The organism is Erwinia plantamica, assembly GCF_043420595.1.
Classification (GTDB): Bacteria; Pseudomonadota; Gammaproteobacteria; order Enterobacterales; family Enterobacteriaceae; genus Erwinia; species Erwinia aeris.
The window spans coordinates 70,526-87,715 of record NZ_JBGCUC010000004.1 but is presented as its reverse complement, the minus strand read 5'-3'; the positions used below and the strand labels follow the sequence as shown (position 1 = coordinate 87,715).

At 52.6% G+C, this 17,190-nt stretch carries 16 protein-coding genes; 7 read left to right on the top strand and 9 right to left on the bottom strand.

The window, feature by feature from the left end:
- The first annotated feature begins 67 nt into the window (after nucleotides 1-67).
- Nucleotides 68-604, top strand: a complete 537-nt coding sequence (locus tag AB3U87_RS05125) for a helix-turn-helix domain-containing protein (RefSeq protein ID WP_394148623.1) — start codon at nucleotides 68-70, stop codon at nucleotides 602-604.
- Between the two features lie 396 nt (nucleotides 605-1,000).
- On the opposite strand, the gene AB3U87_RS05120 is transcribed toward AB3U87_RS05125, so the two are convergent.
- The 3 genes from AB3U87_RS05120 to AB3U87_RS05110 all read right to left on the bottom strand — a co-directional run bounded on the left by AB3U87_RS05120 (nucleotide 1,001) and on the right by AB3U87_RS05110 (nucleotide 3,587).
- Nucleotides 1,001-1,240 carry a YdgH/BhsA/McbA-like domain containing protein gene (locus AB3U87_RS05120; RefSeq protein ID WP_301729592.1) on the bottom strand — a complete coding sequence of 80 codons (240 nt, stop codon included), beginning with the start codon at nucleotides 1,238-1,240 and terminating at the stop codon, nucleotides 1,001-1,003.
- Between the two features lie 306 nt (nucleotides 1,241-1,546).
- Nucleotides 1,547-2,539 (bottom strand): zinc-dependent alcohol dehydrogenase family protein, encoded by a 993-nt coding sequence (locus AB3U87_RS05115; protein WP_301250919.1) that lies wholly within the window; start codon nucleotides 2,537-2,539, stop codon nucleotides 1,547-1,549.
- Between the two features lie 127 nt (nucleotides 2,540-2,666).
- Nucleotides 2,667-3,587 (bottom strand): LysR family transcriptional regulator, encoded by a 921-nt coding sequence (locus AB3U87_RS05110; protein ID WP_301250972.1) that lies wholly within the window; start codon nucleotides 3,585-3,587, stop codon nucleotides 2,667-2,669.
- A gap of 326 nt (nucleotides 3,588-3,913) precedes the next feature.
- On the opposite strand from AB3U87_RS05110, the gene AB3U87_RS05105 reads away from it, so the two are divergent.
- Together AB3U87_RS05105 and AB3U87_RS05100 are read left to right on the top strand one after the other, a co-directional pair.
- Nucleotides 3,914-4,891: an LLM class oxidoreductase gene (locus AB3U87_RS05105; RefSeq protein ID WP_394148621.1), complete on the top strand. Its 978-nt coding sequence runs from the start codon at nucleotides 3,914-3,916 to the stop codon at nucleotides 4,889-4,891.
- Nucleotides 4,892-5,462: 571 nt separating this feature from the next.
- Nucleotides 5,463-6,389 carry an MBL fold metallo-hydrolase gene (locus AB3U87_RS05100; protein ID WP_301250923.1) on the top strand — a complete coding sequence of 309 codons (927 nt, stop codon included), beginning with the start codon at nucleotides 5,463-5,465 and terminating at the stop codon, nucleotides 6,387-6,389.
- 413 nt (nucleotides 6,390-6,802) lie between these two features.
- On the opposite strand, the gene eco is transcribed toward AB3U87_RS05100, so the two are convergent.
- Entirely contained in the window at nucleotides 6,803-7,315 is a 513-nt protein-coding gene (gene eco, locus AB3U87_RS05095) for a serine protease inhibitor ecotin (protein ID WP_394148619.1), read from the bottom strand.
- A gap of 324 nt (nucleotides 7,316-7,639) precedes the next feature.
- Here eco and AB3U87_RS05090 point away from each other — a divergent pair, with 324 nt between their 5' ends.
- The gene (locus AB3U87_RS05090) at nucleotides 7,640-8,536 is read left to right on the top strand and encodes a polysaccharide lyase family 7 protein (RefSeq protein WP_394148617.1); all 897 of its coding nucleotides are present in this window, start codon (nucleotides 7,640-7,642) and stop codon (nucleotides 8,534-8,536) included.
- Between the two features lie 261 nt (nucleotides 8,537-8,797).
- Here AB3U87_RS05090 and AB3U87_RS05085 read toward each other — a convergent pair whose 3' ends face one another.
- Entirely contained in the window at nucleotides 8,798-9,193 is a 396-nt protein-coding gene (locus AB3U87_RS05085) for a YgiW/YdeI family stress tolerance OB fold protein (RefSeq protein WP_301250928.1), read from the bottom strand.
- A 453-nt stretch (nucleotides 9,194-9,646) separates the two neighbouring features.
- On the opposite strand from AB3U87_RS05085, the gene AB3U87_RS05080 reads away from it, so the two are divergent.
- Nucleotides 9,647-10,141 carry a GlcG/HbpS family heme-binding protein gene (locus tag AB3U87_RS05080; protein ID WP_253454310.1) on the top strand — a complete coding sequence of 165 codons (495 nt, stop codon included), beginning with the start codon at nucleotides 9,647-9,649 and terminating at the stop codon, nucleotides 10,139-10,141.
- A 191-nt stretch (nucleotides 10,142-10,332) separates the two neighbouring features.
- Here AB3U87_RS05080 and yajD read toward each other — a convergent pair whose 3' ends face one another.
- From yajD to AB3U87_RS05065, 3 genes are all read right to left on the bottom strand, one after another.
- Nucleotides 10,333-10,680, bottom strand: a complete 348-nt coding sequence (yajD, locus tag AB3U87_RS05075; RefSeq protein ID WP_253454311.1) for an HNH nuclease YajD — start codon at nucleotides 10,678-10,680, stop codon at nucleotides 10,333-10,335.
- Nucleotides 10,681-10,815: 135 nt separating this feature from the next.
- A complete protein-coding gene (locus tag AB3U87_RS05070; protein ID WP_253454312.1) occupies nucleotides 10,816-11,376 on the bottom strand; it encodes a YtfJ family protein in 561 nt (186 codons plus the stop codon).
- 96 nt (nucleotides 11,377-11,472) lie between these two features.
- Nucleotides 11,473-12,345: a LysR family transcriptional regulator gene (locus AB3U87_RS05065; RefSeq protein ID WP_370734006.1), complete on the bottom strand. Its 873-nt coding sequence runs from the start codon at nucleotides 12,343-12,345 to the stop codon at nucleotides 11,473-11,475.
- Between the two features lie 102 nt (nucleotides 12,346-12,447).
- Between AB3U87_RS05065 and AB3U87_RS05060 the strand changes: the two genes are divergently transcribed.
- Both AB3U87_RS05060 and AB3U87_RS05055 read left to right on the top strand, forming a co-directional pair.
- The gene (locus tag AB3U87_RS05060) at nucleotides 12,448-13,536 is read left to right on the top strand and encodes an NADH:flavin oxidoreductase (RefSeq protein ID WP_253454314.1); all 1,089 of its coding nucleotides are present in this window, start codon (nucleotides 12,448-12,450) and stop codon (nucleotides 13,534-13,536) included.
- 109 nt (nucleotides 13,537-13,645) lie between these two features.
- Nucleotides 13,646-14,968, top strand: a complete 1,323-nt coding sequence (locus AB3U87_RS05055) for a D-serine ammonia-lyase (RefSeq protein WP_369894783.1) — start codon at nucleotides 13,646-13,648, stop codon at nucleotides 14,966-14,968.
- Here the strand turns inward: AB3U87_RS05055 and AB3U87_RS05050 are convergent.
- Nucleotides 14,955-17,021, bottom strand: a complete 2,067-nt coding sequence (locus AB3U87_RS05050; RefSeq protein WP_394148613.1) for an FUSC family protein — start codon at nucleotides 17,019-17,021, stop codon at nucleotides 14,955-14,957. The two genes, AB3U87_RS05055 and AB3U87_RS05050, sit on opposite strands and share 14 nt — an antisense overlap.
- Nucleotides 17,022-17,190: the final 169 nt, after the last annotated feature.

Here is a 17,190-nt window from a genome sequence, read left to right as displayed (position 1 = left end):
GCCCGTTGCTCAGAAAGGCACAGTGGCAGGTAAACCTGATTTACTGCTAATTTCAGACGGTGATTAAATGTCCTTACATACTGCAGCTCATTCTGTTAACTACTCATCCTGCATAGGTTCTGACCTTCTGTATTGTGACCCTGACGCATTTTGTACCACGGGTGGTAGAGAGGGCTTAAAGCCCACCGCCAATTCTCACTCCCTTCGTTCCTCTGCCATAATGCGCGGTGTTGTCTGCGATACGCTGAACTGGATTGAAGCCAATCTTGATAATGACCTTCATATAGTTCAGCTGGCCGATCGCTCGGGCTACACCCGCTGGCATTTTCAGCGTCAGTTTAAAGAGATAACAGGACGCTCTATATCAGAGCATGTCAGGATCCGTCGTTTGGTCCGGGCCGCTGAGGCTATTATGTATACCGCTGGGCGCTTAATGGATATTGCCTGTGACTATGGATATACCAGTCAGCAGGCTATGTCTCGTGTTATACGTTCGGCATTTGGTATGACGCCAACAGAGCTGAGGAACCGCGCTAATGCACATCACTGTACTGAAGAAATCAAAAGCGACCTGGATGTACTGAAGCTCCGGGGCTTACAATAAATTTTAACAGGGAGTCGCAAAGACTCCCTCTGTACTACTCAGTCCTGATCCCTCTGCGCGCGACTTTATATCCATTACTCGTCCCTTTGCCTGTTAATTTTTACCTGGCAATGTCAGTTGCTTTTGATTGACAACTGAGGGTATTCCCTTACCAGCCTTTTATCCTGCGGATAAATCATCAGATATTCAGAAAGTCCGTGCCAGGGGAAACCAGCCCTGCCAAAAAGTCATTGCGGTGGTTTACTGAGGGATTAATAAAATAAAACTTTAATAAAATACCCGTACTCTGCCAAGAGCAGGTTAAGGAGCATTAACTTTCGCCCAGCTAAATATAGCGGAATTATGTAAAGCGCTTACATTATTAAAAAGCCCGGCAGTTGTGCCGGGCCGGAGATGCTATTTGTAAATTATCGCCGTTCCATAATAACGATTTCCGCCGTATGCAGAAGTGACTTTAAGACCCTTAGCGCCTGCTTTCGTCGCTGCCGTTTCAAGGGCGCCAGTCATTTCATCAAGGGTGGTACCCCACGCAGATACATGACCAGCAGGTGAAGTTTTAATGTTTTCTGCTGCATTAGCAGTAGCAAATGCAGATGAGACCAGCAGTGATACAAGTACTGAATTACGGAGTTTCATGGTATTACCTCAATTATTTTTGTTGTTATAATTTTATGAGGTAATGCATATGAGATAAACAAGTAAAAAAGAAATTCATAGTTATGGGTTTCAGAAACAATGAATGAGGATAACGGCATTTATAGGATTTTAAAATTCTTACGGATTGTGTTATTTATATCCTGGTGTTGATTTGAATGATTTCTGGCGCGAATTTTGATCGATTTTAATATTAAAAAAAAGCCCGTGAGACCTTCTGTCTCCGGGCAATTTATCGCTTGCTTTACTTGTTATAATACGCTTCTTTTTTATGCAGGATGGAGGAAGTTAATTAACAGTTACTACAATTTTGCCTACCTGACCATTTGCTTCCATATAACGCTGTGCATCGGCAATATCTTCAAGAGTAAAAGTTTTATCGATGACAGGTTTAAGTTTGCCTGAGCGCAAACCTTCAGTGACAAATGCTTTAGCACGAGCCATTTTTTCAGGGTTTGTGGTGATCTCAAAGAGTTCGTAACCACGGAGGGTGAGATGTTTGCCCAGAATATCGAAAACAGGTACAAGCATGTCACGGCTATCAAGTGCGCCATACTGGAAGAACATCCCCAATGGTGCCATCACCTGGGTCAGCTTAGCGACGTCCGGGCCACCAACGGGGTCGAAGACGATGTGAGCACCAACGTTATTTGTCTCACGATTAATCTCAGCGACCATATCCTGTTCAGCCGTCGCAATGACGGCAGCAGCGCCCGCCTTAAGAAGCAGATCGCGTTTTTCGCTGGTGCGGGTCAGTGCAATGGGTTTAGCGCCCAACATATTGGCAATCTGAATGGCTGCAAGGCCAACGCTGCTGGAAGCAGCACGAATGATCACGTTTTGACCAGCCTGAAGGTTGCCATATTCTACCAGCGCGCCAAACGCTGTGACATACATCATCCAGCTTGCAGCGGCTTGTTCAAATGACAAATTTTCTGGGTGCTTAACAACCGCATGAACAGGCGCATTCACGATCTCGCCATACATACCGTATTCGTTAAACATAAAGGATGGGATCACGCTGACAGGATCGCCTTTGGCAAAGTCTTTCACATTTTCACCTACGGCCTCAACGGTACCAGCTGCTTCATAACCGAGTCGTGCTGGAAACACGGGTTCGATAACATACTGACCATTGCGATACATGATCTCAGCCCGGTTCAGGCCAATAGCCTTAACGCGGATCTGGACTTCATTGGCTGAAGGAGCCGGAACCTGAACATCGACAACTTCCAGAACTTCCGGTCCACCTGTACGGTTAAACGTTACTACTTTTGACATAATCAGCCTCGTGAGTGGGGGGCGGCTTCAGGAATGTGTGGTAAAGCACGCCCGTTTCATCTGCCGATAATTTACGCGCTCATAAAACGTATAAAAATAGGTATTCAGGAACTTCAGTATTATCCAATCAGTAACAATCAACCATTGACCTGGCCTGTTGAGAAAACAGTTCGCTGAACCAATCGATGAAGACCCTGACCTTCGGAGAGAGATATTCCCTGTCCGGATACATGACTGAGACAGGCTTGGAGACGGGTGGATACTGAGTCAGTATTTCGACCAACTCACCCGCATCGATATGAGGTTTAAGCGCAGGATAAGTCGCCTGAATGATACCCAGGCCGGACAGGCCACAGCTCAGTAATATGTCTGAGTTGTCTACAAGCATACTGCTGGCAGAACGTTGCGAAACGACGATATTTTTATCGATGAATTTCCACTCCATAACCTCACGGCTATGGTCACTGAAGAAATTTACTGCCTTATGGTTTTGCAGATCGTCTAATGACTCAGGGTTGCCATGGGCCTCAAGGTAAGCCGGAGAAGCACAGGTCACCATGCGGATCTCTCCGAGTCGTTTCGAGATAAAGCTCGAATCCTGTAACTCGCCCAGCCGTACCACACAATCCACCCCTTCGGTAATGAGGTCCGTTTTCTTGTCGGAGGAAAGCAAAACGACTTCAATATCCGGGTATTTTTCTTTGAACTTTATCAGATGCGGAATCAGGATGGCATGCGCTAATGAAAGTGGCACGTCCAGCCTCAGACGCCCACGAGGAGGCAGTGTCGTTGAAAAACTGGCCATCATGTCATTCACTTCAGAAAGGATAGTTTTTGAACGATGGTAGAATTCTTCGCCTTCTGCGGTAACGCTGAGTTTTCGAGTGGTGCGGTGGATTAACTTAACACCAAGATCGTCTTCAAGATGTTGAATGGCTTTGCTCACCGCAGGGCGATGTAATTGTAGAAATTCAGCCGCTTTGGTGAAGCTCCCTTGCTCAACGACTTGCATAAAAATATTAATATATTCAATCATCTTTGAACGCATATTACCGCCTGAAATTGTTGTTCTTGCGTCAGTCATATTCACTGATCCACGGAATTTTAAACCTGATTATTCCATGAGCGTAGTGTAAGGCATGCGTCAGAGACGGCATGATCTCCTGTGCTTTAATACGACAAGCTGTCAGGCCTTAACATAGTCAGCATTGTTATTTTTAAGGAAAAAGTGAAGTACTCTTTGAGTAATTTTTCCTCTTCATTTGCTGAATTAAAATGCCATTCCTGCCGCCATGCTGCGGTACTCAAAAACCTGAAACAGGTGCTGGCCTCCGGAAACCTTCCGTTTAAAGCCTGTCAGATAAGGAAATGAAAATGCATTACGTCTCCGGTCTTAAATTGAAACCTGAGCTCCAGACACATCCCGGGTTTAGCCGGGTCTTTCAGCCAGACAAGCTCACGTTTGGTTTTATCATGCCTCTTGTGGGATATCCTGACTCACCCTTTCCGCTGCTGGAAGATCATCAGAAAATGGCTCAACTGGCAGATAAACTGGGATTTTCAGCGCTATGGATGCGAGATATTCCTTTCTATGATCCGTCTTTCGGCGATACCGGGCAGGTTTTTGACCCAATGGTATACCTTGGATTTCTTGCCGCTGTCACACGTAATATTGCGTTAGGAACTGCTGGCATAGTCCTTCCGTTGCGCGAGCCTCTGATTGTAGCGAAGCAGGCAGTGTCATTAGACCAATTGAGCCATGGCAGGCTAATCCTGGGGCTATCCAGCGGCGATCGTCCCGCTGAATATCCGGCGTTCGGCGCTGATTTTGACAACAGAGCTGAAAGGTTCAGAGAGGCTGTTAATCTCATACATCGGGTCACGACTGAAAGCTTCCCTCATATCGATACGAAGCATTACGGCAAATTAAAGGGCATGCTTAATCTTGTTCCCTCCCCACGGGCAGGAAGAATTCCTACACTGATTGTTGGTCGTGCACAGCAGGATATAGACTGGCTGGCGGCGAATAGCGATGGATGGATAAGGCATCGCGGAAGCTTTAACCAGTTACCTGAAATCGTAAATACATGGCATCAGAACCGTCCGGATGAATATTTCCGGCCCTATGGATATGGTACTTTTTTTGATCTGTCCGAAGATGCAAATGAGCCGGTTCGCCAGAACTGGGGTGGGATCCGTGCGGGCAGAAATGCGTTAATTGCCATGTGGAAAAAGCATGAGTCAGCGGGTGTTAACCACGTTGCACTTAACCTAAAAACATTACAGCGGCCAGCAGAAGAAGTGCTTCAGGAACTGGCTGAATATGTGCTGCCTCACTTTAAAAATGACTAATAACAGCATGCTGATTAACTCTCTTTTCGGGCTGACGCCGCATACTCTCAGATGACAGAGATCCTGCAAATTCCTGACTGTAAAATTATGACTGATTGCAGCCCCAAAGCAACGCTTGAAAAGCCATTATTTAACAGGGAACCTCAGAGTATGAAAACATAACGATTCTACAGGTTTTTAACTTCTTTCAGCACTTGTGGGAAAAATCGCTTCAAAAATCATACAAGAGGAAAATAAAAAATTTACGCCAGTTAATAAACGACATGACATGTGGTAAGGGATATGAAAGTAATATCACCACTTAAACATTATTATTTATCGGCCCTTCCCTTTATTTGACAAATATTCGTAGAGCACTAATGCTTTTTAAGCTTTACTTCAGGCAGGAACCAACCAACCTATCTGAAAAAAATCAAATTAAATCAAAAAGATACGCACAAACCCATTCAGAGGTTGATTGGTATTAAATTTAATAACTTAGTATAATCAAAATCCTGTCTTCTGACATTCAGGACAAGCGGATATATTTCTCACCACGGAAATCATTCCGACCCTAAATAAGAGAGACATTATGAGTATCATTAAAAAACCTGCGCGTGATTTTTCTTCCCTTGAGCAGTCGGCTGGATTTCAGCGTCGTATTCTGGGTGATTACACTATTACCGCAGTTTATGACGGCATTGTAGCAATTAATCCTGAAGCATTCGCAGGCGTTACTGATGATAAACGCCAGGCCGCCCTGCAGCGTCAGTTGCACCCTGTAACCGGTGAAATTGATACTTCGGTTAATGCATTTATCGTTGATACCGGTTCAAAAATCGTTCTGATTGACGCGGGCTCAGGTAATAAATTCGGGCCGACCATGGGCCGTCTTGAAAGTAGCATCAGAGCCTCTGGTTATTCTCCTGAAGACATTGATGCGGTTCTGATTACCCATCTGCATCCGGATCACGTTGGCGGCATTTCTGATGATAATGGTAATGCAACCTATCCGAACGCAACTGTCTGGGTGCCTGAAGCTGATGCTGAATTTTGGCTGGATTCAGCAACGACTGCAAAAATTCCGGAAATGCAGCACTGGTTCATCGATGTTGCACAAAACGCTACCGCGCCCTATATCAAAGCTGGCCGTTTCCAGACTTTTGAAAATGGGGACGACCTGCTAAATGGTCTGGTGAAAGTGATTGGCCTGCCGGGTCACACGCCAGGGCATTCCGGCTTCCGTATTGAATCTGCTGGTGAAACTATTTTGTTCTGGGGTGACATCACTCACTTACCAGCAGTGCAGTTGTCTCATGCTGAAGCGACGATTAATCTGGACATTATTCCGGAAAAAGCAGTGAGTTCACGAGAGTGGGCTCTGAAAGAAACGTCGTCAACGGGTATCTGGATCGGCGCGGCGCACCAGGCATTTCCGGGAATCGGTCGTCTGCGCCAGGACGCAGAGGGTTACACCTGGATTGGCAGTGAATATGCCTGGCTGACCGCACGCGGCTAAGTAATTATCAGCCCCAACGATGATTAAGCAAAGGGCCCGTCTGTGTGGAGATGAGGCCCTTTTTTGCATAGGGTAATTTTCATTGTTAATACAGTAGTAAGCAGCAGTAAAATGGCGATTTACATCCTCTCTGTTTCCTTCAGCTATCCGGCTGGTGCAACACTGTTTTACTCTTCCTGAAGATCAAAGACGCCAACATCCTCAAGGCGCCCTCCGGTTCCCTTGCGCGGCCGGGTTGCCAGCTCTCACCTGATGTGCTGGCGTGGAAGGTGAAGCGGAGGGTCATGTGCTGCAAATCAAGGTTCAGTGTTGTAATGAACTGAAGGACGAGGACGGGCTCACTCTGCTTCGGTGGTGGTAGCTAATCACCACATAATGTCAGATACAAGCAAGAGAGTTTACCCGTAAATCAATTATCTCACTTCGGCAGCGTTGATTTTATCATCGGCTTTCCAGATACGATATTTAACCTCAATATTCTCTGGCGTATAAACCACGACGGGAAGTTTACTGTTATACCTCAACATGCCATTCGCCCCGAGGTTGGCGGGCACAAATTTCTTTTCCTTTTTACCTGCCGGGCAGGCCATTCTGGTCGAGATGTGCATTGCGCCGGAGTCTGGCAATTTCGCTGCCTCATAGACATAATAATCATAGCCCCAACCATCAACTGTCTTGCTGTGCAGCTGGCCGAGGAGAAGATGCTGGTTACAGTCAACTTCCAGTGTCTGACCAATCATCAGTTCCACTTTATATAACTCTTCATGTTTACGTTCTGGCAGCTGTATTATTTGTCGGCTGATGCCTTTTTCCGGTTTGGGATAAGGGGCAAGATTATCTGAAGACTGTTGCTGAGCAAAAGTGCTGGCTGAAAGGCAACCGGCGGTTATCAGCAAACATACAGCCAGCGTAGGGGTTCTGATCATTCTATAAGTCCTTAGTAGTATTTAATCCAGATTAATTCATTACCATAAATTAATTTAATAGCATTAACTACTGCCATTCTATTAAAGACCAGTCTTTACTGTCACCTCCTGACGAATGATAGACGCTTAACCCCCGTAAAAAATAATTTACACGGCGTGATCCCAGGCGCGAGCGATGGGTGATTGCGCTCAAAACATCCCTGCCCTCAGAGCAAAAGAAGAAAGGGTGCTATATTCCGATAAGCGCTTAATTAACCTATTTCATTTATCCAAATAAGAAACAGCGTTTTTATCCCTCACGCATTTTGTTAACACGGAGTAAGCATGACTGAACCACTGGATACCCTGCTCAAACTGGATCTGACTACCCCTTTGAAAAAGCCCGGCGCCAGTACCGCCCGGACTTTCAAGTCCGCTGAGCTTGTCGAATCGGTGCTGGCCGATCTGGAAGCCAAAGGTCTGATCCGACGCGGTGCGGATTACTTCGACGTGATCGCACCTACAACTGGCGCCACTACCGGTTCCGTGAAGCGCACTCGCACCGAGTTCAAGTTCCCGGCGCCGATCTTCCTGAAGGACTACACCGAACTGCTCATCCGCCTGAAGGGCGAGCTGCTGGCCGTAAACTACGACGGTGACGTGGTAGTGCTGCAACTGCACTGTGACGACGGCAATGACCCTACCATTAAGGGCTTCTACGACAATGGCGAGATCAAGGTAGGCGTGCGGGACTATGACGAAACCAAAGACCCCGACAAAGTCAAACTCGTCAACGTCGGCACAACCCCGGCGCTTCTGGAGCTGGAATACCGCATCAGAGGGAACAAGCTCACCGTGGTTTGTGGACATGGCGAATCTGCCAGCCGTAAAGAGTTTACGCTCACTGCCGGACGATTAGCTCGCCCGCACGTTCCGCATGTTGGCGTGTACAATCAGATCGACCAGGGCGCTGACACAGAACCTGCCGGCGACCGCTCCGCACTGCGCATCTATGAGTTCTATGTAGGCGAAGCGCCTGATGCGGCGCAGCCTGACCTGGCTCAACAGCTTGACGTCGAGCTGGACAAGCTGTTGCAGGACTACCGGAGCGGCGCGATCGCTCTGAGTGCTGCCAGGATCGTGCTGAACGATATCTCTACCCGCATCAAAGCGGTAGAAGACGCCGACGCCCGCTATGCCTTAAACGTCAAGACGGCCGCCGTTAAAGCCCAACTTAAGTAGAAAGCCGCCTGCGGCCGCGCGCTGCTTCTGTTTTGCGCCAGAAGCAGACGCCCGCGTCAGGGCGTAGCAGGCTTGCGTGGCGATCAGCCCTGAAAAAGCGCGTTATGCCCTGTGCCTGCCGGTTATGCAGCTCCTCGTACGTTATGACTGCGCCCTGCTCAAAAAGCAGGCGTCATAACTGGCTTGATACATTCCCGCTTTTATAAAGGAAAATGATGCCGAGGCTATAAAGAAACAGGGTCGCCGGCTCTGTTGCGCCGTTCAGGGTTTTTCGATCCGGGTCACTTTCATAAAGGCGTTATCCGCTCTGCCATAAACGCGACCGCTGACGCGAACCTTGTCATCAGCCTGATAGGTTTTGCCGAGAAAAGCATCGGCAGAAGCCTGTAGCCGAACCTCGTCGCTGGCATCACGAAAAAGATAGCTGCCCGGTCTTTGCTCCTTGACAATATATCCCTCAAGCGTTGTATAGCCGCCCTGTCTGAAATCACGGATCAGGTTTGCTTTTGTGGCGCGCGTGTCCTCTGTGCCTTTCTGTGCCGCATCTTCCTTTTCAGGCGGCGGAGCCTTTTCTCCCGCCTTAAATCCGCCTTCAGCGGCCGCGACGCCGCTGCTTAGTGCGGCAAGCAAAGCCGTGAGCATCAATTTTTTCTTCATCTGTTCTCTCCATTCAGGTGGATGGTTTCATCTTAAACGTGAGTTCATCTGGCTTATCAGCACCGCTCAGCGTGCGATAAGGGCAAAACCGGGAAAGATCAACTGTAGCGCGGATATTTTATTCTGCAACTGATTGACTTATATACGCATTATGCGCAAACCCATTTTTAATGGTTAAAACGGCGTCTTCAGTTAACGGCAAACTGCGGGCGTTGCCGGTGTCCGCGTACCCTGCGCTCTCTTCTGCCGGGGCTTACGCCTGCGCCAGCACCAGGCGGCCGCGGCGCGCCAGATGACAATATGGTCATCTTTCTGACAGGTAATGACGACAGCCACGCGGGTATAACAGCAGGGTGATTAATACAGGAGAATTAACATGAAAAGGTCTGTCGCTGCCCTGCCTCTCGCTGCCAGTAAAAAACCGTTAAGCGGTATCGGGGGAGCTGAGCACAAATGAAACATTTTATGATTGCCCTTGCGCTCGCTACGACGCCAGGCATGGCTCTGGCTACCGGGCCAGCAGCCGTCTATGACATGACGCAGGAACTCAGCAGTAAGCTGGCCACAGAAGCGCTGTCCGTATGTCACGGTATGAATCGCCAGGGCGTGGTGGCCGTCGTGGATCGTGGCGGAAACCTGGTTTCGCTGATGAGAGATGATAATGTGGGGCCGCATAATACGCAGGCCGCCTGGCGCAAAGCCTTCACGGCGCTGTCTACCAAAACGCCAACGAAAGAGTTTACCCGTAAAGCTCAATCCTCGCCGGATACCGTTAACCTGAATACTGTTAACGAGCTATTGCTGCTGGGCGGCGGCGTACCGATTAAATATCGCGGTCAGTGGATTGGCGCTATCGGCATGGCGGGAACCGGCGGCGCCGAGTCCGACGATCGGTGTGGAACCGAAGCCATTAACAAAGTCATTGGCGAAAGCGAACAGCAAAAATAAAGTAAAGCGCGAGCAGCCAGCAACGGCGGGGGAAAAGTGCTGTCTTCCGTGGTTGCTGGCTATGATGACTTGCGGGTGGCCGCGCGCCGGGCCTGCCCTGCTTAACTGCACTGCAACATCCGTTTATTGCGCAAAGCAGACCGGCGTCTCGCATAGCGGCTGCCCTGAGCAGGAAGCGGCTATTTCTGGCGCTATTTCTTCTTGTTAAGCAGCGATTTTAAATCGGCGAAAGGGCTATAGGTGGCGGCGCCCACATCGTCTTGCGCGTCTTCCCCCGCCACAACGCTGGTACCGTACTGGTCAGCCTCAGTGTATTTTGAGTGTTCGTGATCGTGACAATACAGGCACAATAATTCCCAGTTGCTGCCGTCTGCCGGATTATTGGTATGGTCATGATCGATATGATGGACGGTGAGTTCACGCAGGTTTGAGTAAACAAACTCTCGCGAGCAGCGTCCACATACCCACGGGTAGATTTTTAATGCTTTCTCGCGGTAGCCGCTTTCCAGCCGCGCGTAGTTTTTGGGGATCAAAGCCATTGCCGATGTTACCTGTCATAAAAAGAGGTTTATATTCGATGCAGGCAGGCTACCGCGCTTAACAGGCTACTTCAAGCTGTCTGTTGCGGCCGTTTTTCACTCTGCGCGAACGCTCTCAAAAGCGGGCAAGAAGGCTCAGGAAGTCTGCGGCTCCAGCAAACTTTTCAGCAGCGCTAACACCTGCTGATTTTCGGCGGGCGTCAGTGCGCCCTCGCGGGCAAAACGCACCCGCCCTTCGCTGTCCAGCACCATGACTGCCGAGCCGCCCGCTTTCAGCTGCCAGGCTCGCCTGACCGCGCCGTTAGCATCAATAATAAACTGCGACCAGGGCGACGCCTCCTTTGCGGATTTCAGGCTGGCACGGACAAATACCGCGCTGCCCGGAATGGCGTCGTCGGTGTTAACAATGGTGGTGGTCTGGTAGCGATCGTGCGGCAGGTTCGCCTTGCTGAGCGCGTCAATCAATGCGGCGTTCTGATCTTTAGCCGAAATTCTTCCGGCCATATGCAGCAGCACCCGTACTTTGCCACCAAGCTGGGCACTGTTCCAGGGCCGTGCAGAAATTTGCTGCTGCTGCCAGATTAGCTCACCCTGTACGGCCACGCCGGCAGCGGGAACGCGCTGATTGATCACTATGTTGCTGGCCGATGCGCTGGCGGTGACGATCGTCAAAAGAGCAAACAGAACTGGCTTCATTTTTTCTCCGCAAAAAAGCGTATAAAGGGACAGATCGGCACGGCCTGCACCTGCGTTCTGTGACCTGCGATCCGGAACCTTAACCATAGTCCGTTCTCAGCCAAGCGATTGTTTTAACACCGCCAGAAAGGCGGTCACTCTGCGCGGCGTATAGCGCCGCGTCGGCAGCAGCGCCCAGACGGCCAGCGCGGGCATCGCCATATCCTCAAGCATCAGCGGTACCAGCTCGCCTCGCGCCGCTTCTTCCCGAATGTCCAGCGCGGTCAGCTGCGCAATGCCCGCCCCGGCCACGCACATTTCCCTCACGCCTTCCACGCTGCTACAGCTGAAACGGGCATCCGGCGTGTAGCTGACCGCGCCGCCCTGATTTTCAAACAGCCACCACGGCAGCGCGGACAGCCGCAGGCAGGCGTGGTTTTTCAGATCCGCCAGCAGCTTTGGCGTACCGTTACGCTGCAAATAGGCCGGAGAGGCGCAAAGGACTCTGGGGTTATCCGCCAGCCTGTGCGCCACCAGCCGGGAATCCCGCAGCGGCGCGATGCGGATGGCGATGTCATAGCCCTGCGCCACGATATCGACGGCATCTTCGCTTAAATTCAGCTCGACCTTCATTTGCGGATTAGCGGCCATCAGTTCAGGCAGCAGTGGCAAGACGTTGCGCCTGCCAAAGCCGGACGGCGCGGTCACGCGCAGCAGCCCGAAAGCGCCCGTCGCCCCGGCGCTGAACATATTTTTCGCCGTCTGCTCTGCTTCAACCATTGCCCGCGCATAGGGCAAAAACTCTTCGCCCTCGCTGGTCAACGAGACGGCGCGCGTGGTGCGTTGCAGCAGCCTGACGCCCAGCTCGCTTTCCAGCAGCGCCAGACGGCGGGAAACGGTCATGGCGGTCGATCCCAGCGTTCGGGCGGCCCTGGTCAGGTTGCCCACGGCTACGATCGCGCAGAAAACCTCAACGTCTTTCAGGTTCATTATAACGGTTTCCGTTATTCATCTAGTCAGTTTGCGGCGGTTCTGCCGTTGCATCGCGTTCATTATACTGGATCCTGTATTCATTTATCTTCAGGAACTATTATGCATCCTTTACTGTTTAAAGCGGGTCAGATCGCCCGCATCGCTTTTAAAAACCGGGCGCTCGTCGCGCCGATGACGCGTATCTCCGCTTCTGAAACGGGCGTGCCCGGCGAGATTGTACAGCGCTACTACGCCAGCTTCGCGCAGGGCGGCTTCGGCGGCGTCATCACCGAAGGCCTCTATATCGATAGCGCCTGGTCGCAGACCTATGCTTACCAGCCCGGCATCGTCAGCGACGAGCAGGTAGCCGGATGGCGCAAGGTTACGGATGCGGTAAAAGCAGCGGGTTCGGTGGTTATCGCTCAGCTGATCCACGGCGGTGCGCTTTCCCAGGCGAATATTCACCGCACCACCACCATCGGCCCGTCCGCTATCAAACCGCGCGGCCAGCAGCTGGCTTTTTATCACGGCAAAGGCGATTACGCCGTACCGGAAGCGATGACCGCCCAGCAAATTGAGGAGGTCATCGCCAGCTTTGCCAACAGCGCGGAACGTGCCATCACGCGGGCCGGCTTCGACGGCGTGGAAATTCATGCCGCTAACGGCTACCTGCTCGATCAGTTTTTTACCGACTATCAGAATCAGCGTGAAGATGCCTGGGGCGGTTCGATCGAAAATCGCCTGCGCCTGACGCTGGAAGTTATCCGCGCGGTACGCAACAAAATTGGCCGCGAGGCGATGCTGGGCGTGCGTATTTCTCAGGGTAAGGTCAACGACTTCCAGCACAAATGGCAGGAAGGCGAAGCGGGCGCGCTAAAAGTATTTGCCCTGTTGCAGGAAGCTGGCGTCGATTATATCCATATCACCGAATACAAAGCCTGGCTGCCGGCATTTGAAAATAACGATCGCTCGCTGGTTGAGCTGGCACGCGTCGGCGCACCGGATACGGTCATTATCGCCAACGGCGGGCTGGACGACGGCGAACGGGCTGAAGAGCAGCTGCTCGCTAATGCGGATTTTGTCGCCATTGGCAAGGCCGCGCTGGCTAACCACGACTGGCCGCAGCGCGTCCAGCAGGGCCAGGCGCTGCGCCCGCTGGCGGAAACGGTTCTGGCGCCCGTCGCCAATATCAAGGAAGACGAATACTAACGGCCGCCCTTTCCCATCAGGAAAGAGAAAGCTACACTCACCGACACCCTGCGCGTCGGTGAGTCCGGCCTGTCGCGCGCCCTCTTTTTTTGCCGAGCGACAAGCCGCCATGTCAGATAGCCTTCTGCAACACCCCGTTGTCCGCCAGCTGCAGACGCTGGAAGCCACCACCTGGTTTAATCCCCATCTTGCCCGCGTGGAAGAAGGCCTGAAGCAGGTCGGCCTGAGCAGGCAGGATGCGCAAGAGGCCGAAGCCAGGCTCCAGCGCTTTGCGCCGCTTTTAGCGCAGGCCTTTCCGGAAACCGCTACGGCGGGCGGCATTATCGAATCGCCGGTCATCGCTATCCCCGCCATGCAGCAATGGCTGGCGGCCGAAAACGGCGCTATCCCTGGCGCACTGTGGCTGAAAAAAGACAGCCACCTGCCCGTTTCCGGCTCTATTAAGGCACGCGGCGGTATTTATGAAGTGCTTGCCCACGCGGAACGGCTGGCGATAACCGCAGGCCTGCTGACGACCGAGGCGGATTACCGCATCCTGCTGTCGCCGCGCCTGCGGGCATTCTTCAGCCAGCAGCGTATTGCCGTAGGCTCAACCGGCAACCTCGGACTTTCTATCGGCATTATCAGCGCCGCGCTGGGTTTTGACGTCACGGTGCATATGTCTGCCGACGCCCGCGCGTGGAAAAAAGAGAAGTTGCGCTCGCACGGCGTAAAAGTGGTGGAATACGCGGAAGACTACGGCGTGGCCGTGGCGCAGGGACGTCGCGAGGCGGAACAGGATCCGCACTGTTTTTTTATCGATGATGAAAATTCCCGCACGCTGTTTCTGGGCTACGCCGTGGCGGGGTTGCGCCTGCGCGCGCAGCTTGAGGCAGCAGGCAGAACGGTGGATGCCGCGCACCCGCTGTTTGTTTATCTGCCCTGCGGCGTGGGCGGCGGGCCGGGCGGCGTGGCCTTTGGCCTGAAGCTTGCCTTTGGCGATGACGTGCACTGCTTCTTTGCCGAACCGACGCATTCGCCCTGCATGCTGCTGGGGATGAGCACCGGGCTGCACGAGGCCGTCGCCGTCGCGGATATCGGGCTTGATAATAAAACGGCGGCGGATGGCCTGGCGGTCGGCCGTCCTTCTGGTTTTGTCGGCCGAGCGATGGCGCAGCTGATCGACGGCTGCTATACGCTCAGCGATAAGAGGATGTACCAGCTGCTGGCCGCGCTGGCCGCCACGGAAAATCTACGCCTTGAACCTTCCGCGCTGGCCGGAATGGCCGGGCCGCAACGCCTGAGCGCCCACTATCTGGCACAGCATCGCCTTAATGCAGAGACGATGGCCCGCGCCACGCATCTGGTCTGGGCCACGGGCGGCGGCATGGTGCCGGAAGAAGAGATGCAGGCTTATCTGGCGGCGGGCCAACGCGCGCTCAGCGCCGGATAGTTTTCAATAAGGCGATATCGGGCCAGCGCTGACCCGGAAAAAGCGACAGGCGAACGTTAAACAGATAAAACAGCGGCGCAAACACGGCCTCGTCTTTGCCCGCCAACGCTTCCAGCTTCAGCAACAGCAGATCCAGCTCCTCCAGCAAATGCTGATGCGGCTGCGTCTGTAACGATTTCATGCGCCGCTTTAAAAACAGCGCCAGCTCGTGAAACATCTGGCCGCTGTCAATGCGATAGCTTTCCAGCAGCTCGCGATGGCGGGCATAGTAGTCATAGCAGTTAGCGCCCAGCCAGGCTTCCGTCAGCAGATTGCCGCCAGAAAGCAGATCGGGATGCGGATCCAGACGCATACGCGGCAGGATAATATTGACCCGATCCAGCATCCGCACCACAAAGTGCTGCCGCGCCAGCAGCGAAGATCCGTTGCGCTCAATCTCTTTCACCAGCCGCAGCAAATCGCTCAGCCCTTTGCGCAGCGTGCGTTTGGCGGTCCATGAAGGCCGCTTGTTGCGGATCAGCGCCGTAATGGTCACCGCCACGATAATGCCGACCATCGAGGAGATGGCCGTATTGATCAGGCCGGTGAGATTTGGCGTGAAGTGGTGAGTCATGCCTAAAAACGCCGGGATCTGCGTCGCCACGCTGATGCCGATCAGATTGGTCGAGGGACGGGCAATAACCAGCCCCAGCAGCAGCAGCCCTGGCGTCAGGATCAGCAGCAGCGCCTCGAAGGTGGTTGCCTGCGGGATCAAAAAGGCCACGTAGAACAGGCTGATCGCCAGCGCGATAAACACGCCTTTGATAAACCTTTTCATCGGCACCAGCGGCGTATCCATGCTGGCGAAGAACGACGCCACAATCGCCGCCATCATCGGCGCCGTCGCGCCGTCGGCCCAGCCGCTGCCGATCCAGAACAGGCTGGAAATAAAGGTCGCCAGAAAAGCCGTGGCGGCCGAAAGCAGCAGCAGGCCGTTATCAATATGGCGCTCCGCTCGCGTCTCCTTCGCCAGGCTGGTGTCGCCGGAGAGATCGCTGACCAGCACGCTGACGCTCTGATAGGCGCCTGCGATGCGTACAAAATCCGCCAGCCGTTCCAGCAGGCCCATCAGCAAAATGCTCTCCTCCGTGGCGAGCGCCCCGCTCCGCCACTGCTGTTTCAGCGCCGTCTGGGTCGCGGCAAGCTGCTGCTGCATTTGCGCCGTCTCTGCAATCTCGCCACGATTAAGCCAGCCGACAAAATCGGCAAAGACGTCCTTGACCTCCTGCGGAAAGCGGATTTGCTGTTCGGCCAGAATGCTCAGCCGCGCTTCGATAGCGGTCAGCGTAGGGATCAGGTACGACAGGTGCTGGTACTGCACGCTGACCAGCCGGATTAGTTTGCGTGCCGCATCGCCTTCATAGACGCAATGTACAATCAGCGTTTCCACATTGGTCGGATAGTTTGCCATCTGGATCAGAATATCCTCCCGCTCCAGCGACTTATCTTTTGGCCTGACCGTAATCAGCTCGTGGCACAGCTTCTGCGCGTTCAGATACCAGACGCTGACGCTCTGCTCCAGCAGGCTGCGCATGGAAACCGGAAGGATCAGCTGGTGCACCAGGCTGCTACAGATAATCGCCAGCGTAATCTCCTCAATGCGCGAAATAACGATATCGCTGATGGAGAGCGGCGACACCACGCCGGGAAATCCCATAATGGCGGCGCTGTAGCCTGCCAGCATAAAGATATAGCTTTTTGGCGTGCGGTCGTGCAGCGAGAGATAGAGGCAGACGGCGACCCACAGCGAGACGCACAGGCTGAACAGCAGCGGATACTGCACGGTTTCCGGGTAAATCAGGAAAATAAACAGCCCGCCCAGCAGCGTGCCCAACAGGCGAAAGATCGACTTGGAGATGGTGGCAGCGGAATAGAGCTGTGAAGCCACAAAGACCGTCGTTAACGACCAGGCTGGTTTTTCAAAATTAAGTTCAAGCGAAATATAAAGTGCCAGAAAGGCGGCCAGACAGGTTTTAGCGGAGAAGAGTACCGCGTTTTGGGTAAACCACTTCATGGAAATTATTGAACCGGATGCACATTGCGTGGATGCGTATCCTGCCAGAAGGCGAATGCCGCTGCCCGTCAATTAGTACTACAAATTATTAATGACTTAACTGAATGATTTAGCAGGTAAACCTGTTCAAAAACGGCTTAAATCACCTGAAAAAAACGGGGAAATGGCG

Bases quoted from the DNA above. Each gene is read 5' to 3' on its own strand.
- AB3U87_RS05125 (WP_394148623.1), top strand. From the start codon at position 68: ATGTCCTTACATACTGCAGCTCATTCTGTTAACTACTCATCCTGCATA.
- AB3U87_RS05120 (WP_301729592.1), bottom strand. From the start codon at position 1,240: ATGAAACTCCGTAATTCAGTACTTGTATCACTGCTGGTCTCATCTGCA.
- AB3U87_RS05115 (WP_301250919.1), bottom strand. From the start codon at position 2,539: ATGTCAAAAGTAGTAACGTTTAACCGTACAGGTGGACCGGAAGTTCTG.
- AB3U87_RS05110 (WP_301250972.1), bottom strand. From the start codon at position 3,587: ATGCGTTCAAAGATGATTGAATATATTAATATTTTTATGCAAGTCGTT.
- AB3U87_RS05105 (WP_394148621.1), top strand. From the start codon at position 3,914: ATGCATTACGTCTCCGGTCTTAAATTGAAACCTGAGCTCCAGACACAT.
- AB3U87_RS05100 (WP_301250923.1), top strand. From the start codon at position 5,463: ATGAGTATCATTAAAAAACCTGCGCGTGATTTTTCTTCCCTTGAGCAG.
- eco (WP_394148619.1), bottom strand. From the start codon at position 7,315: ATGATCAGAACCCCTACGCTGGCTGTATGTTTGCTGATAACCGCCGGT.
- AB3U87_RS05090 (WP_394148617.1), top strand. From the start codon at position 7,640: ATGACTGAACCACTGGATACCCTGCTCAAACTGGATCTGACTACCCCT.
- AB3U87_RS05085 (WP_301250928.1), bottom strand. From the start codon at position 9,193: ATGAAGAAAAAATTGATGCTCACGGCTTTGCTTGCCGCACTAAGCAGC.
- AB3U87_RS05080 (WP_253454310.1), top strand. From the start codon at position 9,647: ATGAAACATTTTATGATTGCCCTTGCGCTCGCTACGACGCCAGGCATG.
- yajD (WP_253454311.1), bottom strand. From the start codon at position 10,680: ATGGCTTTGATCCCCAAAAACTACGCGCGGCTGGAAAGCGGCTACCGC.
- AB3U87_RS05070 (WP_253454312.1), bottom strand. From the start codon at position 11,376: ATGAAGCCAGTTCTGTTTGCTCTTTTGACGATCGTCACCGCCAGCGCA.
- AB3U87_RS05065 (WP_370734006.1), bottom strand. From the start codon at position 12,345: ATGAACCTGAAAGACGTTGAGGTTTTCTGCGCGATCGTAGCCGTGGGC.
- AB3U87_RS05060 (WP_253454314.1), top strand. From the start codon at position 12,448: ATGCATCCTTTACTGTTTAAAGCGGGTCAGATCGCCCGCATCGCTTTT.
- AB3U87_RS05055 (WP_369894783.1), top strand. From the start codon at position 13,646: ATGTCAGATAGCCTTCTGCAACACCCCGTTGTCCGCCAGCTGCAGACG.
- AB3U87_RS05050 (WP_394148613.1), bottom strand. From the start codon at position 17,021: ATGAAGTGGTTTACCCAAAACGCGGTACTCTTCTCCGCTAAAACCTGT.